Annotated in this window: 26 protein-coding genes; 12 read left to right on the forward strand and 14 right to left on the reverse strand. The window is 73.4% G+C overall.

What is annotated here, in order from left to right; genetic code table 11:
• Window positions 1-75: 75 nt before the first annotated feature.
• Complete coding sequence (locus OG937_42090) at window positions 76-702, forward strand: TetR/AcrR family transcriptional regulator (protein ID WUD77838.1); 627 nt, start codon at window positions 76-78, stop codon at window positions 700-702.
• A gap of 13 nt (window positions 703-715) precedes the next feature.
• On the opposite strand, the gene OG937_42095 is transcribed toward OG937_42090, so the two are convergent.
• A complete protein-coding gene (locus tag OG937_42095; GenBank protein WUD79052.1) occupies window positions 716-2,278 on the reverse strand; it encodes a glycerol-3-phosphate dehydrogenase/oxidase in 1,563 nt (520 codons plus the stop codon).
• Window positions 2,279-2,301: 23 nt separating this feature from the next.
• Entirely contained in the window at window positions 2,302-2,901 is a 600-nt protein-coding gene (locus tag OG937_42100; GenBank protein WUD77839.1) for a TetR/AcrR family transcriptional regulator, read from the reverse strand.
• Between the two features lie 73 nt (window positions 2,902-2,974).
• On the opposite strand from OG937_42100, the gene OG937_42105 reads away from it, so the two are divergent.
• From OG937_42105 to OG937_42130, 6 genes are all read left to right on the forward strand, one after another.
• Window positions 2,975-4,567, forward strand: a complete 1,593-nt coding sequence (locus OG937_42105; protein ID WUD77840.1) for an FAD-binding oxidoreductase — start codon at window positions 2,975-2,977, stop codon at window positions 4,565-4,567.
• A gap of 29 nt (window positions 4,568-4,596) precedes the next feature.
• Window positions 4,597-5,478: a diacylglycerol kinase family protein gene (locus OG937_42110; GenBank protein ID WUD77841.1), complete on the forward strand. Its 882-nt coding sequence runs from the start codon at window positions 4,597-4,599 to the stop codon at window positions 5,476-5,478.
• A gap of 25 nt (window positions 5,479-5,503) precedes the next feature.
• Entirely contained in the window at window positions 5,504-6,163 is a 660-nt protein-coding gene (locus OG937_42115) for a class I SAM-dependent methyltransferase (protein ID WUD77842.1), read from the forward strand.
• A gap of 146 nt (window positions 6,164-6,309) precedes the next feature.
• Complete coding sequence (locus OG937_42120) at window positions 6,310-7,083, forward strand: MerR family transcriptional regulator (GenBank protein WUD77843.1); 774 nt, start codon at window positions 6,310-6,312, stop codon at window positions 7,081-7,083.
• A 34-nt stretch (window positions 7,084-7,117) separates the two neighbouring features.
• On the forward strand, window positions 7,118-7,885 hold the full coding sequence (locus OG937_42125; protein WUD77844.1) for a hypothetical protein: 768 nt from the start codon (window positions 7,118-7,120) through the stop codon (window positions 7,883-7,885).
• 84 nt (window positions 7,886-7,969) lie between these two features.
• Complete coding sequence (locus tag OG937_42130) at window positions 7,970-8,935, forward strand: sigma-70 family RNA polymerase sigma factor (GenBank protein WUD77845.1); 966 nt, start codon at window positions 7,970-7,972, stop codon at window positions 8,933-8,935.
• A gap of 22 nt (window positions 8,936-8,957) precedes the next feature.
• Here OG937_42130 and OG937_42135 read toward each other — a convergent pair whose 3' ends face one another.
• Entirely contained in the window at window positions 8,958-9,458 is a 501-nt protein-coding gene (locus OG937_42135) for a lamin tail domain-containing protein (protein ID WUD77846.1), read from the reverse strand.
• A gap of 326 nt (window positions 9,459-9,784) precedes the next feature.
• Here OG937_42135 and OG937_42140 point away from each other — a divergent pair, with 326 nt between their 5' ends.
• Entirely contained in the window at window positions 9,785-10,291 is a 507-nt protein-coding gene (locus OG937_42140; protein ID WUD77847.1) for a tetratricopeptide repeat protein, read from the forward strand.
• Between the two features lie 305 nt (window positions 10,292-10,596).
• Window positions 10,597-11,349 carry an SDR family oxidoreductase gene (locus tag OG937_42145; GenBank protein WUD77848.1) on the forward strand — a complete coding sequence of 251 codons (753 nt, stop codon included), beginning with the start codon at window positions 10,597-10,599 and terminating at the stop codon, window positions 11,347-11,349.
• 53 nt (window positions 11,350-11,402) lie between these two features.
• Here OG937_42145 and OG937_42150 read toward each other — a convergent pair whose 3' ends face one another.
• Complete coding sequence (locus OG937_42150; protein WUD77849.1) at window positions 11,403-12,302, reverse strand: LysR family transcriptional regulator; 900 nt, start codon at window positions 12,300-12,302, stop codon at window positions 11,403-11,405.
• A gap of 179 nt (window positions 12,303-12,481) precedes the next feature.
• On the opposite strand from OG937_42150, the gene OG937_42155 reads away from it, so the two are divergent.
• Window positions 12,482-13,264 (forward strand): maleylpyruvate isomerase N-terminal domain-containing protein, encoded by a 783-nt coding sequence (locus OG937_42155; GenBank protein WUD77850.1) that lies wholly within the window; start codon window positions 12,482-12,484, stop codon window positions 13,262-13,264.
• Between the two features lie 32 nt (window positions 13,265-13,296).
• On the opposite strand, the gene OG937_42160 is transcribed toward OG937_42155, so the two are convergent.
• From OG937_42160 to OG937_42170, 3 genes are read right to left on the reverse strand one after another with little or no spacing between them, the layout of a single operon-like run.
• Entirely contained in the window at window positions 13,297-13,692 is a 396-nt protein-coding gene (locus tag OG937_42160; GenBank protein ID WUD77851.1) for a GNAT family N-acetyltransferase, read from the reverse strand.
• A gap of 51 nt (window positions 13,693-13,743) precedes the next feature.
• Entirely contained in the window at window positions 13,744-14,841 is a 1,098-nt protein-coding gene (locus tag OG937_42165; protein ID WUD77852.1) for a hypothetical protein, read from the reverse strand.
• A 13-nt stretch (window positions 14,842-14,854) separates the two neighbouring features.
• Complete coding sequence (locus tag OG937_42170; GenBank protein WUD77853.1) at window positions 14,855-15,622, reverse strand: class II aldolase/adducin family protein; 768 nt, start codon at window positions 15,620-15,622, stop codon at window positions 14,855-14,857.
• A 111-nt stretch (window positions 15,623-15,733) separates the two neighbouring features.
• On the opposite strand from OG937_42170, the gene OG937_42175 reads away from it, so the two are divergent.
• Complete coding sequence (locus tag OG937_42175; GenBank protein WUD77854.1) at window positions 15,734-16,519, forward strand: FadR family transcriptional regulator; 786 nt, start codon at window positions 15,734-15,736, stop codon at window positions 16,517-16,519.
• Between the two features lie 176 nt (window positions 16,520-16,695).
• Window positions 16,696-17,718, forward strand: a complete 1,023-nt coding sequence (locus OG937_42180) for a cupin domain-containing protein (protein ID WUD77855.1) — start codon at window positions 16,696-16,698, stop codon at window positions 17,716-17,718.
• A gap of 91 nt (window positions 17,719-17,809) precedes the next feature.
• Here the strand turns inward: OG937_42180 and OG937_42185 are convergent, their stop codons facing one another.
• From OG937_42185 to OG937_42215, 7 genes are all read right to left on the reverse strand, one after another.
• Window positions 17,810-19,330 carry a CehA/McbA family metallohydrolase gene (locus tag OG937_42185; protein WUD79053.1) on the reverse strand — a complete coding sequence of 507 codons (1,521 nt, stop codon included), beginning with the start codon at window positions 19,328-19,330 and terminating at the stop codon, window positions 17,810-17,812.
• Between the two features lie 228 nt (window positions 19,331-19,558).
• Window positions 19,559-20,467 carry an AAA family ATPase gene (locus OG937_42190; GenBank protein WUD77856.1) on the reverse strand — a complete coding sequence of 303 codons (909 nt, stop codon included), beginning with the start codon at window positions 20,465-20,467 and terminating at the stop codon, window positions 19,559-19,561.
• 16 nt (window positions 20,468-20,483) lie between these two features.
• Window positions 20,484-21,551 (reverse strand): cupin domain-containing protein, encoded by a 1,068-nt coding sequence (locus OG937_42195; GenBank protein ID WUD77857.1) that lies wholly within the window; start codon window positions 21,549-21,551, stop codon window positions 20,484-20,486.
• An 81-nt stretch (window positions 21,552-21,632) separates the two neighbouring features.
• Window positions 21,633-22,853: an MFS transporter gene (locus OG937_42200; protein WUD77858.1), complete on the reverse strand. Its 1,221-nt coding sequence runs from the start codon at window positions 22,851-22,853 to the stop codon at window positions 21,633-21,635.
• Window positions 22,854-22,856: 3 nt separating this feature from the next.
• Window positions 22,857-23,993 (reverse strand): ABC transporter ATP-binding protein, encoded by a 1,137-nt coding sequence (locus tag OG937_42205; protein ID WUD77859.1) that lies wholly within the window; start codon window positions 23,991-23,993, stop codon window positions 22,857-22,859.
• A 17-nt stretch (window positions 23,994-24,010) separates the two neighbouring features.
• Window positions 24,011-25,816: an iron ABC transporter permease gene (locus OG937_42210; protein ID WUD77860.1), complete on the reverse strand. Its 1,806-nt coding sequence runs from the start codon at window positions 25,814-25,816 to the stop codon at window positions 24,011-24,013.
• Window positions 25,817-25,822: 6 nt separating this feature from the next.
• The gene (locus OG937_42215; protein WUD77861.1) at window positions 25,823-26,932 is read right to left on the reverse strand and encodes an extracellular solute-binding protein; all 1,110 of its coding nucleotides are present in this window, start codon (window positions 26,930-26,932) and stop codon (window positions 25,823-25,825) included.
• Window positions 26,933-26,950 lie beyond the last annotated feature (18 nt).

The following is a 26,950-nucleotide window of genomic DNA, read 5'->3' on the forward strand; positions in this document are numbered from 1 at the left end:
ATTAAATATACATGTAGCGGGTGCTACGGTAAATAAGCTGGCAAAAGTGATCAATACGGACTTCGGGAGGGTGTCATGCCGCGACGGGCCGATGCCGACAAGCGGCGGGAACTCCTCGACCGTGTGCGGGAGTACGTGGTCGCGCACGGCCTGGCGGATCTGTCCCTGCGGCCGATGGCCAAGGCGCTGGGCACCAGCGACCGGATGCTCCTCTACTACTTCGGCAGCAAGGATCGCCTGGTCGCCGAGGCACTCGCCCTGGACGCGAGCCGGCCGATCCTGCGCTTCCGCGAGGTCCTCGCGGTGGCCGGCACGCCCCGGGACGCGGAGGGGATGCGACGCCTGGCGGAGGCGCTGTGGCGGGAGATCCGCAGCCCCGAGCGCCTTGCGCTGTTGCCCCTGTACTTCGAGTTGATGGCCGCCGCCATGCTGAGACCCGAGCGCCACGGCCCCCACATGTACGGACTGGTCACCGAGTGGACCGAGCTCCTCGCCCCTGTCTTCGAGGGCCTGGGCATGGCAGGGGAGCGTGCGCGCATCGAGGCATCCCTCCTGGTGGACGCCGTCTTCGGGCTCCTGCTCGCATTCCTCGCGGATGGTGAGGAGGAGCGTGTGGACCCCACGTTCCGCACGCTCCTCGACCGCCTCGAAGCCGGCTGGCGTGCCCCGGACCGCGCCCCGGGGGCCGCCGCCGTCCCGTGACCCCGGGCCGGGTTCACGCCCCGGCCAGTGCCTCCTCCGCCGCCTTCAGGGCCGTCTCACGGTCGGCCGGTACGAGGCCCACGCGGGTGCGCCGGTCGAGGAGGTCGCCGGTGTCGAGCGCCCCCTCGTGGCGCACGGCCCACACCAGCTCCGCGCGCGTGACGGGGTGACCGGGCACGACCGGCTCCCGCAGGGCGGGATCGGCGGCCCCGAGGGCGTGCACGGCGGGGGCCTCGGTGCCGTAGCGCTGCACCAGGCGGCGCGGGGCCCGCAGACCGGTGAGCACGTGCGGCGCCGCGGCGCCCACGAGCGGCAGCGACGTGGTGCGGCAGGGAGCGGCGCCGAGCCCGCGGGCCGTGACGGCCGCGTCGACGGCGTCCTGGGCCATGCGGCGGTAGGTCGTGAGCTTGCCGCCGACGACGGTCACCACGCCCTCGGCGGAGGTGAGCACCGCGTGCTTGCGCGAGATGTCGGCGGTACGGCCCGAGCCGTCGGCGGAGGTGTCGAGCAGCGGGCGCAGCCCGGCGAACGCCCCCACCACGTCGTCGCGGTGGACGGGGACGTCGAGCGCCGTGCCGAGCACGTCGAGCAGGAAGCCGATGTCCGTCTCGGGCACCTCCGGCACGTCGGGGACGGCTCCGTCGACCGGCTCGTCGGTGAGTCCCACGTACACCCGGCCGTCGCCCTGCGGCAGGACGAGCACGAACCGGTTGGACTCCCCGGGGATCGGTATGTGCAGGCCCGCGGGCAGGCCGCCGAGGCCCTCCGAGCGCAGGACCAGGTGCGTGCCCCGGGACGGACGCAGCCGTACGCCGTCGACCAGGCCGCCCGCCCACACGCCGGAGGCGTTGACCACCGCGCGGGCCCGGACCGTGTGCTCCTCGCCGGTCAGCTCGTCGCGTACGACGGCGCCCGAGCCGCTGAGCGAGACCGCGCGCACCCGTGTCAGGATCCGCGCCCCGTGCACCGCGGCGGTCCGGGCGATCGCGGTCACCAGGCGGGCGTCGTCCGCGAGTTGGCCGTCCCAGGACAGCAGGCCGCCGCGCAGCCCCGCGGTGCGCAGGGCGGGGGCGAGGTGCCGGGTCTCCACCGCGGACAGCCGGCGCGGCGCCGGGAGCGTGGCCCGCGCCGTCCGCGCCGACAGGCGCAGCGCGTCGCCGGCCCGGAAACCGGACCAGGCCAGTGCGGCCTGCCCGCGCGAGACCAGCGGGGTCAGCGGCAGCACGAAGGGCTGGGCGCGGACGAGGTGGGGGGCGGTGCGCTCCATCAGCACGCCGCGCTCCACCGCGCTCTCGTACGCGACGTCCAACTGGCCGGAAGCCAGGTAGCGCAGGCCGCCGTGGATCAGCTTGGAGCTCCACCGGGAGGTGCCGAAGGCCAGGTCGTGGGCGTCGATCGCGGCGACCGACAGCCCGCGGGACGCCGCGTCGAGGGCCGCGCCCGCGCCGGTGGCGCCGAGGCCGACGACCAGGACGTCCACCTGCTCGCCGGCGGCCAGTTCCGCCAGCTCGCGGGCGCGCCGCGCGGCGCTGAGCGAGGATACGGGGGAGGGGGCCGGGCTGCTCACGGGACTCATGGGGCTCATGGGGCTCATGGGGCTCATGGGGCGAGGGTCCTCTCCAGGATGTCCCGCAGCTCCCCGAGGAAGGCCGCGGAGGTCAGGTCGGGGTCGTCCTCGTCGGTCATGGTGCGCAACGAGAGCGTGAACGACTGGACGACCAGCAGCACGGAACGGGCCTGCCGGGTGACGTGGCCGGCGCGGACCGAGCCGTCGGCGTGGCCCTCCTCCAGGGCGGCGGCGATCCGTTCCAGCAGTGCGTCCTGGCTGGCGCCGCGGCGGTCCAGCACATAGGGGAGGAGCAGTTCGGGGTCGACGTCGAGGATCTTGACGAACAGCGGGTGGCGGCGGAAGGCACGCACTCCCGCCACCAGCCCCTCGACCATGTACGTCCGGATGCTGGTGCCCTCGTGCCGCTCGGGCATCGCGTCCACCGCGACCGAGACCCACTCACGGGTCATCAGGTCGCCGACGAGCGTGCGCACGTCGGGCCACCGCCGGTAGAGCGTCATGCGGGACACGCCGGCCCGGCGGGCCACGTCGGTCAGGGTCGTGCGGCGGACGCCGACGGCCAGGACGCAGTCGCGGACCGCGTCGAGCACCGGATCGCTGTCCGAGGTGTTGTGACGAATAGGCGCCATGTGTCACAGTGTAACGCCCTGTGGGGGGACGCAGGAGACGGCACCCCCAGAAACGACCGGTGAGGACGAGCCCGTGGACATGTTGTGGAGCGGCTGGGGCGACCCGGCCAAAGCGGCCCCGCTGCCCGACACCGTGATCGGCCTGCTGCGCGATCTGCTGGGCGTCAAACCCCGCGGCGCGGAACCCGCCGCCCTGCAGGACATCGCCGTACCCGGGTCCCCCCTCACCGACGAGGCCCGGCAGGACCTCGCCGACTGCGTGGGCGACCCGGTCCACGTGCGCACGGACGCCGAGACCCGGATCCGCCACACGCGCGGCAAGTCCACCCCCGACCTGCTGCGCATCCGCGGCGGCGACGTCGACGACACCCCGGCGGCCGTCGTGCTGCCCGCCGGCCACGACGAGGTCCTGGCCGTCCTCGCCGTCTGCGCCGAACACGGCCTCGCCGTCGTCCCCTTCGGCGGCGGCACCTCCGTCGTCGGAGGCCTCGCCCCGCAGGGGCGGCGCCCCTTCGTCGCCCTGGACCTGCGCCGCATGAACCGTCTGCTGTCGCTGGACCCCGTCTCGCGGACCGCGATCCTGCAGCCGGGGCTGCGCGCCCCCGAGGCCGAGGCGCTCCTGGCCGAACAGGGCTTCACCCTGGGCCACTTCCCACAGTCCTACGAGTGGGCCACCATCGGCGGATTCGCCGCCGCCCGCTCCAGCGGCCAGGCCTCCGCGGGCTACGGCCGCTTCGACGAGATGGTGCTGGGTCTGACCGTCGCCACCCCGCAGGGCACCCTCGACGCCGGCCGGGCCCCCCGCTCCGCGGCCGGCCCCGACCTGCGCCAGCTGATCCTCGGCTCCGAGGGCGCGCTGGGCGTCATCACCTCCGTGACGGTGCGGATCCGCCCGCTTCCCCAGGTCAAGGTCTACGAGGGCTGGCGCTTCGCCTCCTTCGCCGAGGGCGCCGCGGCCCTGCGCCGGCTCGCCCAGGACGGCCCCCGCCCCACGGTGCTGCGGCTGTCCGACGAGACCGAGACGATGGTCGGCCTCGCCCAGCCCGACGCGATCGGCTCGGACGGGGCCGCGTCCGCGGGCTGCACGGCGATCGCCGGTTACGAGGGCACAGCGGAGGACACCGCCCTGCGCCGGGAGCAGGCCGCGGCCGTACTGCGCGAGTGCGGCGGCGCGTACCTGGGCGAGGAGCCCGGCGAGCGCTGGGCCCACGGCCGGTACTCCGCCCCCTACCTGCGGGACTCGCTGCTCGACGCGGGCGCCTTCGCCGAGACCCTGGAGACCGCCACCTTCTGGTCCCGGATCCCCGAGCTGTACGAATCCGTGCGCGAGGCGCTCACCGCGACGCTGGCCGCGGCCGGCACCCCGCCGCTGGTGATGTGCCACATCTCCCACGTCTACGAGAACGGCGCCTCGCTCTACTTCACCGTCGTCTCGGCGCAGGGCGAGGACCCCGTGGCGCACTGGACCCCCGCCAAGGAGGCCGCCAACGAGGCCGTCCTCGCCGCGGGCGGCACCATCACCCACCACCACGGCGTGGGCACCGACCACCGCGACTGGTACGTCCGCGAAGCGGGTCCGCTCGGCATCGAGGCCCTGCGCGCCGTCAAGGACGCGCTCGACCCCGACGGGCTCCTCAACCCCGGCATCCTGCTGCCCACCCGCTGACCCCGCCCGCCGCCCCCGGAGGCACACCCATGCGACAGTTCACGGCCGTCGTCAACCCCACCGCCGGGGGCTCCACCGGGGCGGCAGCCCTCCTCCCGCTGGCGAAACTGCTGCGGGAGGCGGGCGCGGAGCTGGAGACCGCGTACAGCGACAGCCTCCGGCACGCCCAGGACCTGGCGCGCCGGGCCGGCGAGCGCGGCCGCGTCGTCCTCGCCGTCGGCGGCGACGGCATCGTGGGCGGCATCGGCGGCGCCCTCAGCGGGACCGGCACCGTCCTCGGCCTCGTCCCCGCAGGCCGGGGCAACGACTTCGCGCGCGCCCTCGGCCTGCCCTCCGGGCCCGCCGAACTCGCCCGGATCCTGCTCCGCGACGAGCCGCGCGCCGTCGACACCATCGAGGTCGAGTCGGCCGTCCACGACCGGACCGTCGTCCTCGGCAGCGTCTACGCAGGCGTCGACGCGGTCGCCAACCACCACGCCAACACCGCCCGGCTGCTGCGCGGTCCGGCCTCCTACTACGCCGGCGGGCTGCGCGCGGTGGCCGGCTGGCGCGCCGCCGCCTACCGCGTCACCGTCGACGGCGTCGTCCACGAACGCCGCGGCTACACCGTCGTCGCCGCCAACTCCGGTTACTACGGCTCCGGCCGGGCCATCGCGCCCGGTGCCCGGGTCGACGACGGGCTGCTCGACGTCGTCATGATCCACGACGCGCCGCGCCGGCTCTTCTTCACGCTGATGAACGAGCTCAAGACCGGTGCGCACGTCGAGCGCCCCGAGGTCGAGATCGTGCGCGGCAAGGAGATCCGCATCGAGGCCGACCGCGCGGTCCCGTACGGCGCGGACGGCGAGGTGGAGGCCGCCCTCCCGGTCACCGCGCGGATCCGCCCGGGAGCACTCCGGGTGCTGTGCTGATCCCCGCCGTGGGTAGGCTCGCCCGGTGCCCGAAGACGCCTACCTCGCCGCGGTCCGGGAGTCGTACGACACCGTCGCCGCCGACTACGCCGCACAGGTCAGCACCCCGGACGGACTCGACCCGCTCTCCCGCGCCATGCTGGCCGCCTTCGCCGAGACCGTGCGCACGGCCGGCCGGGGCCCACTGGCGGACCTGGGATGCGGCCCCGGGTACGTGACGGCGCACCTCGCCGGACAGGGGGTGCCCGCGTACGGGGTCGACCTGTCGCCACGCATGGTCGAGCTGGCCCGGCGGGCCCACCCGCACCTGCGCTTCACCGTGGGGTCCATGACCGCGCTCGACATCGGCGACGGCGAACTGGGCGGCGTCCTCGCGTACTACTCCACCCACCACACGCCGCCCGAACTGCTGCCCGTCGTCTTCGCCGAGTTCCGCCGCGTCCTGGCACCCGGTGGCCACCTGATGCTCGCCGGCTGGGTGGGCGAGGACGAGCACCTGCGCCCGGAGCACGCGTACGGCGGCCACCCGGTCTCGTACGGGCTCCACATGCTGCCCGCCCCGCGGATCGCCGCTCTGATCGAGGAGGCCGGTCTCACCGTCACGGCACGCCTGGTGCAGGAGCCCGGCGCGGGCGCGAAGCGCGCCGTCGCCACGTTCCTCGCGGAGAAACCCGAACGCCCCTGACGGCCGGGCCCGTTCCTGATCGAACCAGTCGACCGGAGTGGTTGACCTCGAACTGCTCGCCGGCGAAGTCGAACACCGCCTCATCCTGCCAGAGCCCGCGCGGCGGGCTTGAACCGGCCGTAACGGGAGGTCATAGCGTGGTCGGCGTGATCGGGAACGACGACGACCGGCGTCTGTGGAGCATCGGCGAGGTGGCCCGCGCCACCGGCACGACCATCCGCACGCTGCGCCACTACGACGAGATCGGCCTGCTCGGGGCGAGTGCACGCACCGCCGCCGGACACCGCCGCTACACCGAGCGGGACGTGCGCCGGCTCTACCGGGTGCGGGCACTGCGCGCGCTCGGGCTGCCGCTGGACGAGATCCAGCGCGTCCTCGCGGACAGCGGGGAGGACCTGGGGTCGATGCGCGACCTGCTGACCGCCCAGCTGACCGCGCTGGAGGCGCATGCCGGGCGGATCCGGCAGCTCACCGCGCAGCTCCGCGGGCTCCTCGGGCGGATCGAGGAGACGTCGATGCCCGATCCCGAACAGTTCATGACGACCTTGGAGTTGATGTCCGTGTTCGAGACCCACTTCACCGCCGGGCAGCGGGAGCAACTGGCCGCGCGACGGGCCGAGATCGGCCCGGAGGGCGTCGAGGCCGCGAGGACCGAGTGGACCGGGCTCGTGGAGGCGCTGCTGTCGCACGTCGAGGCGGGCACCCACGCCGACGACCCGGAGGTCAGGGCCCTGGTCGGCCGCTGGGACGCCGTGGGGAGCGGCTTCCACGCCGCGGGGGAGGACGGCGAGGCGACCAGGGCCGCCGCGCGGAAGCTGTGGGACGAGCGCGGGGAGGAACTCGCGCGGAACCTGCCGTGGCCCCCGGACCGGATGCGGGCCCTGCTGCGGTACGTGGAGGAGGTCCGCGAGGCCGACTAGGCTGGAACGTCGGCCGGTTGGGGGAGGGAGACCGATGGACGGGATGACGCGAGGGCCGGGCGGACCGCTCTCACGCGGTCCGGGCGGGGCGGCCGGAGCGCCGCGGGGACGGCTGCACCGGCCCGGTGATCTCAGCGTCTCCCCGGGTCCCGACCGGCACCACTACTGGGCCCTGCTGCCCGAATACGTCCGCGCGCGCATGACGCACGGCACGGGCACCGTCCTTGAGTGGTGGGCGCACGCGGCGGCCGGCGGCGGGGTCCAGGCCGTGGTGCTCGGCACCGACGGCCTCGGCGTGGCAGAACCCGCCGACGGCCCGGGTTCCTCGGTGCGCACCCTCCGGCTCGACCCGGACTCCTTCGTCACCCGGCCCTTCCGGAGCGGCCCGGCGACTCCCACGGCACGCGCCGCAGGTCTGGGGGCCGCCGCCTCGCTGCTCTCAGGACGGGCGGCGCCCACGCACTCCCCCGCGGCAGCCGACGCCGAGGGCGCCCAGGGCGCCGAACCCGAGCTCACCCGGGAGGCCCGGGACTTCCTCGGCAACCTGCCACCGGGCGCCCAGCGCTTCCTCCAGCAGCCCTTCCTCGGCGACGACCGGCACGTCACCACCCGGTGGTACTTCTACGAGCAGCCCGTGGCCGGGGGCCTGTCGGAGATGTCCGTCTGGTGCCACCTGGAGGGCCGGCGCACGGTGACCTTCCTCTCCGGAACCCGCCGGCTGCCGCAGGGCGCCGCTCCCGCACAGGCCACGTGGTCCGTCGTGTGCCGCCGTGCGGCCGTGCTGCCCCCGGCGGGCCCCTGAGGCCTCCCGTGCGGAGGCGTTTCCGGGTGGCCGCGGTGACGCCGTAGCATCCGCTGGAGAGGGACGAACGCCGGAAGGGACGCGATGGGCTTGGACGAATCCGTGGCAGCCCGTGCCGAGGACGTGGCGCTCACCCGGGCCGCGCAGGCGGGTGACGTCACGGCGCTCGGTCTGCTCCTGGAGCGTCACCGGGCCGGCATGCGCGCCGTCGCCCTGAGCGTCCTGGGCCCGGGGCCCGACGTGGACGACGTGCTGCAGGACGCCTCGCTGACGGCGCTGCGCCGCGTGGGCGACGTCCGCGATCCCGCCGCGGTGGGGCCGTGGCTGCGGATGATCGTCCGCAACAACGCCCGCTCCCTGCTGCGCGGCACGGTCCCCACCAGCCCGGTCGACGACCTCGTCCTGCGCGCGGCGGACTCCGGCCCCGAGCGGTGGCTGGAGTCCGCCGCGCTGCGGGACTGGATCTGGGAGGCCATCGAGCAGCTCTCCCCGACGCTGCGGCTGCCGCTGGTACTGCGCCACTTCACTACTGGCGTCAGCTCGTACGAGCAGATCGCCTCGGCCTGCGGGCTTCCCGTCGGCACCGTCCGCAGCCGGCTCAGCCAGGCCCGGGCCAAGCTCGCCCAGGCACTCGCCGACACCGCGGACGGCGCCCACGACGACAGCGTCCGGCGCACCAGGGCCAGCAGGACCGAGGCCCACGAGACCCTGGCCGCGGCCGAACGCGGCCACTTCGCCGGCTTCCTGCGGGAACGCTGGTCACCCGAGGTCGGCCTGTTCAGCGGGAGGGAGCGGGTGGGGGGCAGGGGCCTGCTGATCCGCGGCATGGACTCCGACCTGACCGCCGGGGTCCGCCAGCGCCTCGTGCACGCCGTCGCCGGGCGCTCGCTGACCGTCTGGGAGATGGACATCGTCAACCCGCCGGACAACCCCGGGCACTGCCCGCCCGCCGTCGCCTGGCTGATGACCCACGACGCCGCGGGCCGGGTCGACGGCCTGCGGCTCCACCACCCCCGCCCCGTGCCCATACCGGGCGCCGCGGCCGCGTGAGCCGGGGCGGGGTGGCCGCGCCTCAGCTGTGGAAGCGGATGTAGCCGTCGCCGTCCGCGTCGGAGCCGCGCTTGGTGTACGCGTGGACGTCGGAGCGGCTGCCGGAGGGCTTGTAGAGGTAGATCGTGTCGCCGTCGTTGTTCCACATGAAGTTGCAATTGGCGCGGTAGGCCACGTTGTTCTTGTCGGAGTCCGTGCCGTGGCCGCCGCGGAGCTTCACGTAGTCGCCGGGCTGGAGGTAGTGGTTCGCGGTGAAGGCGAAGCGGTTGCCCGTGGCGTCCTTGACGACGTAGCCCTTGAGGTTGACCGTCGCCGAGGCCGAGTAGTTCCTGATCGTCAGGTATTCCGCGCGGGTGTTGCCGGAGGAGCAGTTGTTGGAGTCCCGTCCGGGCGCGTCGTACTGCGCCCCGCGGATCTTGAGGGCGGAGCTGTACTCGGCGGCGTGTGCCTGGACCGGTATGAGGACGGCGGTCGCACAGGCCGCGGCGAACGCGGCCACGCCGATACGGACGTGCTTGGTCATGGGAATCCCCCCTGTTGGGACGGGGCCGCGCGCGGGGCACGTGCGCGGCGCGTCGGAACTGCGCCCTTCGTGGAAGGTGAGTTCCGGGACCCTCCGCCCCACCGGGAGCGCGGACCATGCGCGCCGAACCGCCCGCCTGTGCCGGGTTTCCGGCCCCCCGTCGGCGTCTTGCGAGGTATCAAACCATTCGAGGCGAACCGGAGCCGGGCTTCCGGTGACTTGGCGTCCGAAGCGAAGCAACCGGTCGACAACGGGCGTATTCCTTCGGATAGTCGCGGGTGCCGGGGTCGTGCATCGCCGCGGCGCGGGGCTGCCAGGATGTGCGCATGAACGAGAACGATCACGGGCGGGACGAACTGCTGGCGGCCGCGGTGGGGCTGCGCGAGCGCGGGGAGGCGGAGGCGGCGAGGGAGCGGCTGGTCGCCCTCGCGGAGCGGTTCCCGGGGGACGCGGAGGTGGCCTACCAGGCGGCGTGGGCGCACGACGTACTGGGCCTGGAGGCGGAGGCGGTGCCCTTCTACGAGCAGGCCCTGCGCGGCACGGGGCTGTCGGAGGACGACCGGCGCGGCGCGCTGCTGGGCCTGGGCAGCACCTACCGGATCCTCGGGCGGTACGACGAGGCCGTCCGCCTGTTGCGCGTGGCCCTCATCGACTTCCCCCACGACGGCGCGCTGCGGACCTTCCTGGCGATGGCCCTGTACAACACCGGCGGACACCGCGAGGCCATGCGGCTCCTGCTGACGCTGCTGGCGGACAGCAGCTCCGACCCGGACATCGCACGCTACCGGCAGGCCGTCGCCTACTACGCCGAGGATCTCGACGCCACCTTGTGAACCCTGGGCGGGCGGGGCTCCCGCGCGCCACACGCCGGAACGGACGCCCGCCACCGGCACGCCGTTGAAGGCCTCCGTCGACGTGGGGTGGTGACGCCGTGCCGCAGGCCAACTCGGCGCCCGGCGGCGGAATCAGTGCGGTAGGCGGCGATGATGCCGGTCATAGCATCCGCCGATGGGCGCTACGGAATCGCCGGTGTCCTCCCCGTGCTCTTCCAGGCGGTCACGACGTGCCTCGTGCGCGACGTGATCATCCGGAATTCGGCACGGCGCACAGAGCGCTCGGAAGAGAACAGGGTTGGAACATGACTTCAGCACACCTGGGCGGCGACGTCGCCCTCGTGACCGGGGCGACCAGCGGGATCGGCGCCGCGACCGCGGTGACGCTCGCCGGGCGGGGCGCGCACGTACTGGTCTCCGGCCGCGACGGCGGACGGGGTGAGGCAGTGGTCGCCGCGATCAGGGGGCGCGGCGGGAAGGCCGACTTCGTCGCGGGCGACCTGGGGGACGCCCGGTCGGCCCGGGCGCTCGCCCGCGAGGCGGTGGCGCTCGGCGGGGGCAGGGTCGACATCCTGGTGAACAACGCGGGCGTCTACCCGTTCGGGCCGACGGAGCGGACACCGGAGAGCGACGTCGACACCGTCTACGCCCTCAACGTCAAGGCGCCGTTCTACCTGGTCGCCGAGCTCGCGCCCGCGATGGCCGGGCGCGGCCGCGGCGCGATCGTCAACGTCAGCACCATGGTCGCCGACTACGGCGCCGCGGGCATGGCGCTGTACGGGTCCAGCAAGGCGGCCCTGAACCTGCTCACCAAGTCGTGGGCGGCCGAGTACGGACCGCGCGGGGTCCGGGTGAACGCGGTGGAGCCGGGGCCGACCCGGACCGAGGGCACCTCCGGGATGGGGGAGGACCTCGCGGCTCTCGCCTCCCAGGCGCCGGCCGGGCGGCCCGCGGCACCGGAGGAGATCGCCGAGGCCATCGCCTATCTGGCCAGCGACGCGGCGAGCTTCGTGCACGGCGTGGTGCTCCCCGTGGACGGCGGGCGCACGGCGGTCTGACCTCCGCCGGCGGCGTCGCCGCACCCTGAGGGCCGTGCCCCCGCGCGCGGCCCTCAGGCCCCCGTGGGCTGCTCGAACGCGGCGATCAGCCGTCCCAGGTCGCGCCGCCGGGAGGTGGCCGGCCACACCGCCCACGTCCGCCGGATCAGCGGGTGGCCCACCAGGGGCGACCAGGCGACGTTCTCCGGGATCGGCTGCGACCAGTCCGGCGGCGCCAGCGCGAAGGCGTGGCCCGCGCTGACGGCGGCCAGCTTCACCTCGGCGATCAGCTTCTGCCCCTCGGGGGCGTCCGGGCCCAGGTCGAGACCGTGACTGCGCAGGATTGCCGTCAGCTCGTCGTACCAGGCGGGGCTGCCGGAACGCGGGAAGCCCACCCACGGCAGGCCCGCGAGGGCCTCCAGCGCGATGCCGTCCGGGCCGGCCAGCTCCGCGGCCTGTTCGGCGGCGAGCAGCACGCCCAGCCGCTCACGGACGACGAGCTGGGCGTCGAACCCGGGCCCGGCGGGCCGCTCCCGCAGCAGCGCCACGTCCAGCTCCCCGGCCTGCAGCGCGGCGAGCTGCTCCGCCGTGGACAGGTGCCGGGCCTGCACCAGGGTCTCCGGGAACTCCTCGGCCAGTTCCGCGAGCGGGGCGACGAGCAGTCCCGTCGGCAGTTCGAGCGGGATGCCGATCCGGAGCACCCCGCCGCCCACGCCCGTGTGCCGCGCCATCGCCCGCACCGCCTGGTCGTGCCGGGCGATCACGGCCCGCGCCTCCCCCAGGAGGGTCGCCCCCGCGTCCGTCGGCCGCACCCCGGTGCTGCTGCGCACGAGCAGCTTCACCCCGAGGTGCCGTTCCAGTCCGCCGATGGTCTGGGACAGGGCCGGCTGGCTCAGGTGCAGCCGGCGTGCCGCCGCCGACAGCGCCCCCTCCTCGACCACCGCGACGTACGCGCGCAGCTCCCGCATGTCCATGCGCCCATCGCACCATGCCGTCCGCGCCCCTGCCACGAACCGGCAGAAGCGCTGCTTATGGCGTCCTTCGGGGGCGCGCATGGCCACCCGCTTGGGATCGGGGGACGCGCGAGGTTGCCTGGGAGAAGGGGGCGCACGACCTCCCGGCCGTACGGAGCGACCTCGTGAGGAGGAAGTCCATGGACACCGCCGACGTCCGACTCGCGGCGATGCACACGGTCTCGCGGCGCCTGGGCGCCACGGTCGGCGGCCTCACCGGTGAGGAACTGCTCCGGCCCTCGTTCGCCGAAGGGTGGAGCATCGCGCAGGTGCTGGTCCACCTGGGCACGGGGGCCGAGTTGTGCACCGCGGCCGTGCGCCGCGGTCTCACCGGGGACCTCACCAGGCCCTCCCGGGAGGACATCACCGACGTGTACGAGCGGTGGATCCCCCTGAGGCCGGTCGCGCAGCGCGACGCGTGGCACGAGGCGGAATCCGACTTGCTGCGGCTGCTGGACTCCTTCGACGCCGGGGTGCGCGCGTCGGTGACGGTGCCGTACTTCACCGGTCCGGTCGGCTTCACGGACTTCACCGGCTACTGGCTGTCGGAGCAGTCCGTGCACACCTGGGACGTGGAGGTGGGGCTGGACGAGGCCGCCGCCATCCCGGCACCCGAGGTGGCGCTGCTGTGGGACCGGGTCGACATGGTCGCCTCGCGCAGCCGCGACGGGGACACCCTCACCCGGCTCGGCCCGCGCCAGATCGCGGTGGAACTCACCGACCCCGAGCGCACCCTGTGCCTGGCCCTCGGTTCCGAGCTGCACATCCTCCCCTGCGAGGGGGCCGAACCCTCGGGAGCGGTGTCCGGACCGTCCGAGGCGGTGCTCCGCCTCGTCTACGGCCGGAACCACCCCCGGGACGCCGTGACAGCGCGCGACGGCGTCACCCTGGACGACCTGCGCGCGCTCTTCCCCGGCTACTGACCGCTTGGCGGCGTGCCCGCGGCCGGATCACCTCAGAGGGCGACGAGGCCTGCGGCTGTGGGCCTGAACCCGCAGGCGTCGAGGTAGAACGACCGCAGGTCGTCCTCGAAGTCGACGTGCAGCCATGCGCACGCGGCCGCGCGGGCCTGCCGAGCCGCCTCGGCCACCAGTCCGGCCCCGATCCCCGAGCGGCGGGAGTGCGCCGCGACCACCGTGTCCAGGATGAACGCGTGGAGGCCGCCGTCCCAGGCGACGTTCACGAAGCCGACGAGGTCGCCGTCGTGCCGTGCGCAGACCCATCCGAGGCTGTGGCGGTGGACGCGGGACAGCCAGTCGACATCCGGGCTCCGATCGTCGAAACCCTCCGAATGGAGGGCGTTGAGGGCCGCGTTGTCGAAGTCGCCCCGCCACTCGTAGGAGATCGACATGGCGCGAGCCTAGAGCACCGCCCGGCGGCCGCGCCGCCCTCGGCCAAGACCTCAGTCACGGATGTCCTGCAGCAGCCAGGCGGTGGGTATCTCGTGGCCGAGCCCGCGTTCGCGGGCGCGTTCGTAGACGACGGACGCGACGGCGTGGAACTGCGCGCCCTGGATGTTGCCGCGCTCGGAGAACGTCACCTGCTCGTCGTCGTCCCGGGCGTGGGCGCGGCCCGTGAGGACGTCGTCGAGGAGCACCACGCGGGCACCCCGCGGCGGCCGGCGCGAGCCCTTCCCGTGGGAGTGGAGCCCCCAGACCGGGGCGCCAGGGCGGGCCCGGTAGGCCACGTACTCCTCCTCGGTGGCCCAGGCGGGGAGGTCGTCGGGGGTGCCCGCGGTGCCGAGCCGCAGCCAGACGTCGAAGCGTTCGCGGGCCCGCGCGTCGAGGCGGCCGCCGATGCAGGTCACGTGGGTGCCCGGGCGCAGTTCGCGGCCGTGGACGACCTCCCCGACCGCGTCGGTGCAGCCGGCGACGATGTCCGCGCCCTCGTACACCGCCCCGGGGCCGTCGACGGCGACGACGTCCAGGCCGTGCCGCTCGCGCATCTCGGCGGCGAAGCGCTCGCGGTGGGCCCGGGTCGGGCTGTACACCTGGACGCGCTCCAGGGGGCGCACGGTGAGGAAGGCCTCGACGTGGCTGCGCGCCATGCCGCCCGAGCCGAACAGGCCCAGGACGCAGGCGTCCGCACGGGCGGCGAACCGGGCGCCGACGGCGGAGTCGGCGCCCACCCGGAGGTGCTGCAGGAGGCCGTCGTTGAGCAGGGCGAGCGGTTCGCCGGTGCGCGCGTCGAGGAGCAGCACCAGACCGCAGAAGCGCCCCGGGCGCACGCAGTACTTCTCCTGGGTGCGGCGGTCGCCGGTGCCGGTCTCCAGGAGCACGTCGGACTTCATGCGGATGGCGACGTAGCCGGTGCGGGCGGAGCCGCCCTCCATCGTGCCCCACTGGTAGACCCGGTGGTCGTCGACCGGCAGGCGGAGGTCGATCCGGGGCCGGCACACGCCGTCGCCGGTGGCCAGGTCCCGGTAGGAGTCCTCCAGCGCGCGGACGACGTCGGGCATGGTCAGCACGGCGGCGGTCACGTGGTTGTCGAGGACGAGCATGATCCTCCGGTCGTCAGGGCCGCAGGGGCACCGGGGGTCCTTCGTGGGCGGCGCGTGCCGCCAGATGGCGCCACATGGCCGAGACGTTGAACGACGGCCCGAGGTCGGGCAGTTCGGCCAGGTCCTCGTCGGGGATCGCCCGCAGCGGGGCGCCGGTGGCGGCGACGGCCAGGCTCGTCCTCGCCAGCGCGTCCACGGCCAGGGCCTGCGTGACGGCGGCCGCGACGGCATGGGCGGGATCGCCGGTGCCGACGGAGACCAGTCCGTGCCCCCGCAGGACCACGACCGGTCGGTCCCCGAGGGCGCCGGTCATCTGCTCGGCGAGGTCACGGCGGCGCACCAGCGCCGAGCGGGGCCAGACGGGGATGCCGTCGTGGGCGAGCCGTGCGGCGGGGATGTCGTAGGAGCCGACGACCGGGAGCCAGGGGAGCCCGGCGACGGACGCGGCGACGACCGCGGGCGGATGGGCGTGGACGACGGCGGTGACCTCGCGGCGGGCCCGCATCACCTCGCTGTGGATGGGCAGTTCGCCGGGCGCCGTCCAGCCGTCGGGGACCTTGCCGGTGCCGTCGAGGCCGACCTCCTGGACGTCCTCGACGACGGTGAACGCGAGTCCGCGCTCCTGCGGGCCGCGGCCGCGCACGAGGAAGGTCTCCGGCCCGGTGCGGGCGCTCACGTGGCCGAGGATGTGCTCCACCAGGCCGGTCACGGCCAGGACGCGGCACGCCTCGGCCACCCGCTCGCGCAGCGCATCGAGGGAGGACGCCGGCCGCTCACTCATCGTCCGTCCCGGTCATGGGCGTCCCCCTCGGTTCATTGGTATTTTGGTATGACGTTAATCCGTTAGTCGGGAAGCCGTCAACAAGGCCGTTCACCGTGGGAGAATGCGCTCATGCCATCGCGACCCAGCCAGTCTCCGGACGCCGTGACCGCCGAGGGGACGTCCGCCAGGCCGATCCCCGTGCCCGACGACCTGTTCAAGACCGTCTCCTCCAGCCGTGTCTCCCAGGTGATCGTCGAGCAGATCCGCCTCCTGCTGAAGGAGGAACGGCTCAAGCCCGGCGACCGGCTGCCCAGCGAACGCGAACTGTGCGTGCACTTCGGTGTCAGCCGCGTGACCGTGCGCGAGGCATTGCGCATCCTGGAGGCGAGCGGGCTCGTCGAGATCCGCGTCGGCGCCCGCGGCGGCACCTTCGTGACCGCGCCGACCTCGCGCCGGGTGAGCGAGGGCCTCGCCGACCTGCTGAGCCTCTCGCCGCTGACCGCCGCCCAGGTCACCGAGGCGCGGCTGGTCTTCGAGCTGGGGATCGTCCCGCTGATCGTCGAGCGCGCCACGGACGAGGACATCGCCGAGCTCCGCGCGATGTGCGACCAGCACGCCGAGGCCCTCAAGCGGGGCGAGTACTCCATGGAGCTCTCCGCTGCCTTCCACATCCGGGTCGCGGCCGCGACGCACAACCCGGCGATCGTGATGCTCGTGCAGTCCTTCCACGGGCCGCTGCTGATGAGCCTGCGCGAGGCGCAGTCCGTCGAGCCGGCCATGGGCAGGCGGGGCTCCAAGGAGCACCGCGAGTTCGTCGAGGCGGTCGCGGCGCGCGACCTGGAGGCGGCGGGCCGGATCATGCGCACCCACCTGGAGCGGACGGCGTCCCGCGTGAAGGAGGACGGCGACGGCTGACCGCCGCGCGGCCCGGACGGGCGGCACCGGCGGGGGAGCGCCCCGGACCTGAGGGAGGGTCCGGGGCGCTTTCGTGTGCCCGGGGGTGCTGGGCGGGATCCGCCGGGGCACTGGTCTGGCTTGGCTCACAGGTATTATGGTTAGGCCATTGGAGCGCTGTCATCACAGGAGGATCCATGGGCAAGAAGGGACGAGTCTTCGTCCGCGGTCTGACCTCGCAGACGTACGGACTCGGCGAGTTCCGCCGGCAACAGCTCGCCGTCAAGCGGGTCCGCGACGACTCCGTCGTCGTCGACGACGCGAAGGTGGGCCACTCCGGCGACAGCGAACAGTCCCGCACCTGGTGGCGGGTCGGTCCCGGCGACGAGGAGTTCCTGACCCAGACGATCCAGGTGCACTTCGTCGAACTCCCCCCGCGGTCCAGCAACCACGGGCACGGCCACCAGAACGAGGCCGCCTTCTACATCCTCCAGGGCCGCGGCTACGAGATCCACGACGACCAGCGGTACGACTGGAGCGAGGACGACCTGGTCTTCGTCCACACCGACTCCGTCCACCGCCACTTCAACCCCTACGACGAGACCGCCACCGCCCTCGTCGTGAAGGCCAAGAGCACCTGGATGTTCATGGGCCTGCTGCAGCAGGGCCGCAGCGGTCCGGTCGAGCGCGAGGCCGAGTTCGGCCCCCGCGAGGACTGGTCCCGGATCTGGACCCCGGGCGTCGCGGACCGCAAGAAGGTGATCGGCCTCGCGGACACCGTCTGGGAGGACACCCCGCTCGGCAGGGTCCGGGTGATGTCCTCGCCCGAGCGCACCGACGCCCGCATCTTCTCCGTCGACGCCTTCGAGCTCGACATCCCCGAGGGCGGCCGCTCCGGCAGGTACTGGAAGATGGCCGACGAGGTCCTCTACGTCCTCGACGGCGGCGGCTACGCCCTCCAGTGGGAGGTCGAGGCCGAGATCGCCGAGAAGTACTACGCCCGCGTCGCCCTCGAACCCACCCGGCACGAGATCACCAAGGGCGACACCCTGTACGTGCCGCAGAACCACGTCTGCCAGCTCTTCGCCCACGACGGCACGCCGCTGCGGCTGCTGTCGGCGCAGAACCGGGTGTTCAAGCACCTCGGCTACGACACGGTCCACTTCCTCGAGGACGCCCCCGGGTACACCCCCGGTCACACCGCGGCGCGGCGGGACTGACGGCCGCCCACCACGCACGACGGCCCCGGCCCCGCACCGCGCACGAGGCGGTGCGGGGCCGGGGCGGCCACGGGGCCGGAGCGCCCGAACGTCAGTCCTTCAGGCGCAGGATGATGGGGTTGGTCAGCGCGGCCATGGCACCCCACTGCAGGTCGGGGGCCATCGTGTTGCCCTTGCCGGGCGTGCCGTCGGCCTTGGGGTGACGCACCTCGGCCCGCACGTACGCTGCGAGCGAGGCGGTGGTGCGCCAGACGACCGTGCCCGACCCGCTCGCGTCCAGCGACTCCTGGTGCATCTGGCCCTCGTCGGTGATGAACCGTACGGTGCCGTTCGGGACGCCGGAGACCTCCAGGCGCACGTCGACCGGCGCGTCCGCGCGGAGCCGCAGCGTCTGCGCGATGCCGGCCTGCCGGCCGCCGCCGGTGGCGGTGAAGGCGAGGGTCACCGAGGAGGACTCGGCGACGTACGTCCGGCCCTCGCGGATGCCGGTCAGCACGGCCCTGCGGTTGAGGTCCTCGGCGTACACCACCGTCTGCGGCAGGCCGATGACCTGCGGGACGCTGTGGGCATCGCTGTTGCCGACGGCCGGCAGCCAGTCGTTCCCGGTTCGCATCGCGGTGCCGAGCATGGCGTCCCAGGTGTCGACCGCCGACTCGTCGTCGTAGGTCCAGGGGCCGTTCCACACTTCGACCGCGTCGGCGTCCTCGTAGCCGAACTTCCACTGGCAGCCCACGTACGGGCAGTACGGGTGGGCCGGGACGACGAGTCCGCCCTGGCGGTGGACCTGGCGGGCGAAGCGGGAGAACGCGTCGTCGCGGGCCCGGTAGCGCCAGTCGATCCACGTGCCCGGCTCCAGGCCCAGCGCCAGCCAGTGGCCGTTGCGCGTGGTGACCTCCTCGCCGGTGACGATCAGCAGGTCGGGTCCCGCGTACTCGCCCCACACGCCGTGCGCCGAGGAGGTGTTGTGGTCGGTGGAGACGATGAAGTCCAGGCCCGCCTGCCGTGCCCCGGCCGCCACCTCCGACGGCAGCCGCTTCCCGTCGGAGTGCACGGTGTGCAGGTGCGCGTCGCCCCGGTACCAGGCCCGGCCGCGGCCCTTGGCACGCTCGGCGGGATAGGACGGCACGAAGGGCGCCCCCGGGGCGCCGTACCGCAGGGTCACGCTCACCGAGTACTCCATGCCCTGCGGGGCGACCTGGTAGGGGCCCAGCACGATGTGCCACGTGCCCTGGTTCACCGGCCCCGGCAGGTAACCGGGCGTGGTGCTGTCGCTGTTGACGACGAACGACGTGCGCGCCCCGCCCGACCAGCCGCGGAAGCCCCGGCCGCCCAGCGCGGTGCCGCGCTCGTCGAAGACGCCGATGTCGCAGGAGTTGCCCGGCGTGCCGGCCGGCACCGACGGCTTGTCGTAGGTGTACGAGACCGAGATCTGGTGGACGCCGCGCGGGACCTCGACCGGCAGGTACACGAAGTCGGCCACTCCGGTGCCGAGGTGACCGGTGATCACCTTGGTGACCTCGCCGCCCTCGGGCGCACCGGCCTCGGCCGCCTCGGCGAAGGTGACGGGCGCGAGCGTCAGGGCGCCCGCCGCGCCGGCGATCCCGCTCGCCATCAGCAGGGCCCGGCGGCCCAGGCCGGACGTCCCGGCGCCCGTCCCGTGCGGGGTCGGGGACGGTTCGTGACGGTGTTCACGGGATCCAGGCTGGCACACGGCGGCTCTCCCGAACGGGTGGTTTATGCACGGACTCCGGCACACTCCTCCGCCCGGGTGAACGCCGGGCAGAGCGCGGGGAACCCCCGGCGACGCCGGCCTGAATCCCGGACCGCCCGGGACCCCGGCTCAGGGGCGCCGCGCCGGCCCCGCCTCCGCCCCGGCCGCCGCCTCCTCCGCGGCGGCGAGCAGGTCCTCGACGCGCAGCGAGGCGGGGTCACGCGCCGTCTCCAGGCGCAGCGCGAGCGCGCCGTGCACGGTCTTGCGGATCCGCCGCCCGTCCAGGCCCGTCAGCAGCTTGCCCACCCGCGCGTGCACCGCCGGATCCTCGGCCAGCGGCCGCAACTCGGGCCACTGCGCGGCCAGTGCGCGCAGCGAATCGGCCACGATGAGCGGCACCACCGACGCGTCCGGCAGCGCGGTGCGCACGACCAGGTCGGCCCGCGACAGAAAGGCGTCGTCCACCGCCTCGGCGAAGTTGGTCGTCACCACCAGCAGCGTCCCGGGACGCCGGGCCCGCAGCGCGTCCAGGCCGCTGAGGACGGCGTCGGTGGCGCGGTGCACGTCCACCGGATTGGTGTCGAAGGACGCGGCGTGCCGGCGCACCGCGAGGGCCTCGACCTCGTCGACGAGCACCAAGGTGTGCGGCCGGCGGGCCGCCAGCTCGGGCAGGGTGTCGTGGAAGAGCCGGGACACCGCCCGCTGGCTCTCGCCGAGCAGTTCGCTGGGGAAGGCGTGCGGATCGACCTCCACCAGGGTGGTCGCGCCGTGCGGCGCGAGCGTCCGGGCCGCGGCCTGGGCGACGCCCTGCGCGAGCGTCGTCTTGCCCGTGCCCGGAGGCCCGGCGAGCACCACGAGCCCGTGCGGGGCCACGGGGGAGCCCGCGAGCCGCCGCCCGTGCCGGAGCACGAGGACGGCGGTCGCGAGCAGCCGCTCCTTGACCCGTGGGTCGGTGATCACGGAGTCCCACGGCCCGTCGTGGTGGTCGGCGGGCAGGGCGTGGATCCCGGCCACGCCGTGCGGCAGTGCGGTGGTCACCGCGTGCGCTCCCCTCTCACGGCCAGGTGGGGCGTTCGAGCGCCGGCCACTCGACGGTCGAGGGGTCGCCGGCCTGCGCGTCGCGGATGTGGTCCGGCGGCTCCTCGAAGAGGACCAGCGGATCGCACAGCGCCCGCATCGTCTCCAGCAGGCTGTCGAACATGTGGATCCGTACGACCTTCGCCGTCCGCTCCGGATCGGTGTTGACGTGCTGGTGCCACAGGAAGTGGTCGACGACGATGATGTCGCCCTTCTTCCACGGGTGCCGCTCCCCGCCCTCGGGTTCGGTGCCCAGGTAGCTCTCGCCGCTGCCCTCCACGACGTACAGCCACGCCTCGCCCGGGTGGCGGTGCATCGACTGGGCGCGGCCCGGGCCGATCTCGAACATCGCCATCGTGATGCCGGACGCCTGGTAGCCGATGGCCCGGTCCAGGAGGAAGGTGGTGCGGGTGCCGCGCGGGGTGTTGCGCAGCTCCAGCTCGTCCCAGGCGGTGTGCAGCCGCCCGGAGCGGCGGGCCTCCTGGTCGCGGGCGAGCCGGCGCAGGCGGGCGGCGTACGGGTCGGCGCCGTCGTGGCCGGGGGAGTACGGCGGGCGCGGCGGCAGTTCGGCGACGGGGGTGTGCCCCGCGTCCTCGATGACGGCCATGCCCATGGTCTCCAGCAGCGGTTCGCTGGAGAAGGTCAGGTAACGCGCCGTCGTGCCGCCGTCGTTGCCGCTGCGGTGCCAGGACCAGGCGGGCAGGTGGAGGGAGTCGCCGGGGCCCCAGTCGACGCGCTCGCCGTCGATCTCGGTCCAGCCGTGCCCGGCGACGACGAACACCATGGCGTCCCAGGAGTGCCGGTGCACGGTGGTCGTCGTCCCCGGCTCGAACTCGTGGGCGAGGGCGTCCATGGTGCGGGTGGGTCGGTCGCCGTCGGCGCCGGTGTAGACGCCGACCCGGCTGCCCCGTGCGGTGGGGTGCATCGTGACGTCATCCAGGGCGACGACGGTGCGGTGGTTGTCCCGCCATCGCTCGATGAACTCGGCCCGGCGGCGTTTCTGGACGTGGTAATGGGTGACCCCGGTGGTGGTACGGGTACTCAACGTGCCTCCCGACTGGAGTGGACGGACGAAGCGCCGACGTGCGCTTGCACGTACGCGCGGGGAAGGGAACAGGGGAGCGGGTCAGCCGGTGGCCCCGGCCACGCTGTACTCGCGGACGGTACGGCTGCGTGCCGCGCTGAGCCCGGAGGCGAGGGCGGGCACGAGTCCGCCGACGGTGAGCGCGGCCACCGGCCCGACGGCGCCGGCGAAGGCGCCCATCGCCGTGTCACCGAGCGCGGGTCCGCCCCGGGAGCACATCTGGTAGATCGCCGAGACCCGGCCGCGCAGCTCGTCCGGGGTCTCCAACTGCACCGCGGCGTGGCGGACCGTGGTCGCCACCGCGTCCGCGGCGCCGAGCGCGACCGCCGCCAGCAGCGCCACGGGGAACACCCGTGCCTGGGCGAGGCCCACGACGGCCAGCCCGTACGTGGCCGTGCCCCACAGCACGATGCGACCCGACCGGGCCGTGCGCACCAGCCGGAACACCCACGCCGACCCGATCAGAGCGCCCGCCGAGGGGGCGGCGGACAGCAGCCCGTACCCGGTGGCGCCGACGTGCAGGACGTCCGCGGCGAAGGCGGGCAGCAGCACCCGGTACGCGCCGAAGACGGTGGCCGCCAGGTCCAGCCCCATCAACTGCCAGACCACCGGCCGCCCGGAGACGTGGCCCACGCCCTCCCGCAGGCTCTCCAGCAGGGGCCGCCGCCTGCCGTCGACCGCGAGCGGCGGCACCCGCAGCAGCGCGAGGACGACGACGAGCACGGCGTACGTCACGGCGTCGAAGACGTACACCGCCCCCGGTCCGCCCAGCGCGATCAGCACACCGGCGAAGGCGGGCCCGACCAGGATCGCCAGTTCCCGCGAGGGGTTGAGCAGGGCGAAGGCGTCGACCAGGCGGTCGCGCGGCACCATCGCGGGGATGAGCGCCTGCCGCGCCGGCTGGTCGAAGGTCGCCGCGGCCGTGGCGAGCAGCGACGACACGACGACGGTCCCCACGGTCGCGGCACCGGTCAGGGTGAGCGCCGCCAGGCCCGCCGAGACCAGCAGCGCCAGCGCCTGCGTCGCCTGGAGCAGCCTGCGCCGGTCGAGGCGGTCGGCGTAGATCCCGCCGACGGGGGAGAGCAGCAGCAGCGCCACGGCCTGGGCCAGACCCACCAGGCCCACCTGCGCGGTGGACCCGGTGAGCTCGTACACCTGGTAGAGGTTGGCGGCGACGGCGCCCCTCGTCCCGATCTGGGAGAGGACGACGCCGCCCCAGTAGAGGTCGAAGTCGCGGTTGCGCAGTACCTCGGGTATCGCCATCGGTCAGTCGACCGGGACCAGGGTGACCTTGTCCGGGGCGATGGAGAAGTGGACCTCGGTGCCCGGCGGGATCGACAGGTTGGGGTTGGAGCGGTTGCGGATCTCCAGGTCCCCCACCCCGACGATGTGGTCGACGACGTCCCCCATGAACGCGCGGGTCAGCACCCGGCCGGACAGCTCGTTGGGGACGTCGCCGCGCCGGTCGGTGGACAGGTCGACGCACTCCGGGCGGATCGAGATCAGCACCGTGTCCCCCACCGAGGGGACCCGCTCCACCTTCCGGGCGACCAGCCTGCCCGGCGCGGTGTCGACCACGACCTCGTCGCCGTCCACGCCCACCACCTTCGCCTCGATGAAGTTGGACGTGCCGATGAACTCGGCGACGAAGCGGGTGGCCGGCTTGGTGTAGATCTCGCGGGGCTTGCCGATCTGCTCGATGCGGCCCTCGTTCATCACCGCGATCCGGTTCGACATCACCAGCGCCTCGGACTGGTCGTGGGTCACGTAGATCGCGGTGAGGTTCAGCTCGCGCTGCAGCCGCTTCAGCTCGAAGCGCATGGACTCGCGGAGCTTGGCGTCCAGGTTGGACAGCGGTTCGTCCAGCAGCATCAGCTCGGGCCGGGTCACCAGGGCGCGGGCCAGCGCCAGGCGCTGCTGCTGGCCGCCGGAGAGCTTGGTGGCCGGCCGCCCGGCGTACGCGCCCAGCTCGATGACCTCGAGGACCTGCTGCACCCGCTCCTCGATCTCCTGCCGTCCCGGGCGCTTCGCGCGCGGCATGACCTCCAGCGGGAACGAGACGTTCTTGAAGACCGTCATGTGCGGCCAGATGGCGTACGACTGGAAGACCATGCCGAAGCCGCGGCGGTTGGCGCGCAGGTTGACGCCCTGCCGCGCGTCGAACAGCACCCGGCCGCCGAGGGTGACCCGGCCCTCGGTCGGCCGCTCCAGGCCCGCGACCGAGCGCAGCGTCGTCGTCTTGCCGCACCCGGAGGGGCCGAGCAGCGTGAACAGTTCGCCGTCGTGGACCTCGAAGTCGACCCCGCCGACCGCGTAGACCCGCGTGCCCTCGGCGGCCTTGCGGCGGGAGGCGCGTCCCCCGGTTTCCTCGTAGCTCTTCTTGAGGGATTCGACCGTCAGCATCCCTGTGATTCCTATCGCTAGTTCGCGGAGTCGCCCTGCAGCCCGAAGCGGGCGCCGAGACGGTAGGCAATGGAGACGAGCAGGACGAGGAGCACGACCATGCAGACGCCGAGCGCGGCGAGCGTGGTGAACTGGCCGTTCTCGAACTGCTCCCAGATCAGCACCGACAGCACTTCCTTGCCCGGGCTGTACAGCAGGATGGTGCTGGACAACTCCCGGAAGGAGACCACCAGGATGTAGACCCAGCCGGCGAGGATGCCGCTGCTCATCAGCGGCAGCAGCACCCGCCGGAAGGTCTGGAACCACGAGGCCCCGGACACCGCCGCGGACTCCTCCAGTTCCGGCGACATCTGGGCCATCGCCGACGACGCGTAGCGCATGCCGTAGGGCAGGTAGCGCGTGCAGTACGACACCAGCAGGATGAGCAGCGTGCCGTAGATCGGCAGCGGCATCCGCAGGTAGACGAAGGACAGCGCGAGGCCCAGGACCAGGCCGGGGATGACGATGGGCGTGAAGGCCAGCAGGTCCAGCAGCCGCCGGCCCGGCGCCTTGGTGCGCAGCACGACCCAGGAGACGATCGCGGTGAGCACCATGACCACGGTCGCGGCGCCCACCCCGACGATGAGCGAGTTCTTCAGCGCCGTGAACGCCAGCGGCATGTCGGCGACCTCGCGGTAGTTGTCCAGCGTCATCGAGCCGAACGTCTTCCGGGAGGGAGCGGTGTAGTACTTGAGCAGGCTCGCGTAGACCAGGACGGCGACCGGCAGGACGACCGTGAGCAGGAAGTAGCCGATCACGGCGGCGCCCACGAACGGCCGGGCGCGCCCCAGTTCCACCGGGCGGGGCCGGAACGCCTTGCCGGTGACCGTCTGGAAGTTGCGCGAGGAGCGCTGCAGCCAGCCGGAGACCAGCACCCCCGCCGCGGCGATGACCAGCAGGCCGATCGCGTAGGCCCCGGCGGCACCGTAGTCGGCGGGGTAGGAGCGCAGCACGAAGTAGATCCGGCTGGTGAAGACGTAGATGCCGTTCTGCAGTCCGAGCAGGCCGGGCACCTCGAAGCTCTCCAGCGACTGCACGAACATCAGCAGCGCCGCCGAGATCATCGCCGGGCGCAGCAGCGGGACGGTGACGCGCCGCAGCACGGTGAGCCGGCCGGCCCCCGACATGGCGGCCGACTCCTCCAGCGAGGGGTCCATCGCCCGGAAGGCGGCCACCATCAGCAGGAACGCGACGGGGGCGAGGTGCAGCCCCTGCACCCAGATCATGCCCCACACGCTGAAGATGTTGATCGGCGTGGTGCCGAACAGGGGCTTGAACACCAGGGAGTTGAGCACGCCGCTCGACGGGTCGCCGAGGAAGATCCAGGAGGTGGCGTAGAGGATGCCGGGCACGATGAGCGGTACCAGCGAGGCGGCGAAGAACAGCCCCTTGAACGGGGTGTCGGTGCGCACCTGGACGTAGGCGAGCACGGTGCCGAGCACGAGGGCGAGCGCGGCCGAGCCGAAGGCGAACCACAGCGAGTTCAGCATCATCGAGCCGGCCTGCGAGTTGCCCCCGTAGGCACGGGAGAAGGCCGAGACGGACACCCCCGCGCCGTCGGCGCTCAGGAAGGTGTCGTGGACCAGGTAGCCCAGCGGGACGACGGCGAGGTAGCCGACGATCACGACGGCCGCGCCGACCAGCAGGCCCTGCAGGGACAGCGGACGCCTCAGCAGCCGGGCGAGGCGGCCCGGTCCGGCGGTGCCGGCCGGCTCGGGGACGGTGTCCGTCCCGGGGGCCCGGTCGTCGTCCCGGGACGCGGCGGGTGCGGGTACGAGGGTCATCGGCGGTCAGTTCCCCACCGTGGCGGCGCCGCGCAGCAGCGCGTCGTACTTCTTGTCCCAGCTGCCGTCGTCCTTGCTCAGTCCCTCGACGTCGAAGGGGACGAGGGTGAGGCCGTCGAGGCTCTTGTCGCCGGGCACCTTGGTGGAGGGGGTCAGGCCCAGCTTGACCAGCTCCTTCTGCCCGTCGGTGAGCAGCCAGTGGTAGAACAGCCAGGCGGCGGCGGGGTGCTGGGCACCCTTGATCATGCCGACGCCGTTGGGCCGGGCGAACGCGGGGATCTTCGACACGCCGCCCTGCGGGAGGTAGGTGACGGGGGCGCCCTCCTGGGTGGCCCGGTAGGTGATGTAGGTGTAGTTCATCGCCTCCATCGGGGTCTGGCCGGCGGTGAGGAACTGCATCATCGTGGTGTGGCCCTTGGCGACCTTGGAGTTGGCCGCGATCTGCTTCCAGAGCGTGTCGACCTCGGCCTGGGTCTTGCCGTGCGCCAGCCAGTACTTGGTGACGTTCTCGAACCAGTCGCTGTCGCTGAGCTCCAGGGTGATCTTGCCCTTGTACTTGGGCCGGGCCAGGTCCTCCCAGCTCTGCGGTTCGTCGGCGGGCTTGATCAGCTCGGTGTTCCAGGCGGGCTGGAAGACGTTGAGCCGGCTGGCCGTCCACTGGTCGAACGTGCCGGCCTTCTCCACCTTGTCGAGGGCGGAGCCGTTGAACTTGACGAGGTAGCCGTTGTCGGCGAGCGCGGTCATCTCGAGGAAGTTGGTCTCGACGGCGTCGGCGCCCGGCCGGTTGGCCTTCTCCTCCTGGAGCGTGCGCTGCAGCACCGTCTCGGAGTTGCCGCGGAAGACGCTGACGTGGATGCCGTACTTCTTCTCGAAGGCCTTGCCTATGGGGGTGGCGATGTCCGCCGTCATCGAGGTGTAGAGGGAGAGCACTCTCCCTTCCTTCCCCGCGAGTTCCCTGGCCTTGGCGACCTGCTGCTCCTTGGGCAGCCCGGCGATCTGGGAGTAGACGGACTCGGCCTGGCTGTTGGAAGCGCCCGGGACGGCGCCGCCGCACCCTGTGGTGACGGCCGCGACCAGCAGTCCGGCCACGGCGAGAGTCGAGTTGCGGGTCCTCATGTGGAGCTCTCCTGTATC

Origin of the sequence: Streptomyces sp. NBC_00510, assembly GCA_036013505.1 — a bacterium.
GTDB lineage: Bacteria > Actinomycetota > Actinomycetes > Streptomycetales > Streptomycetaceae > Actinacidiphila.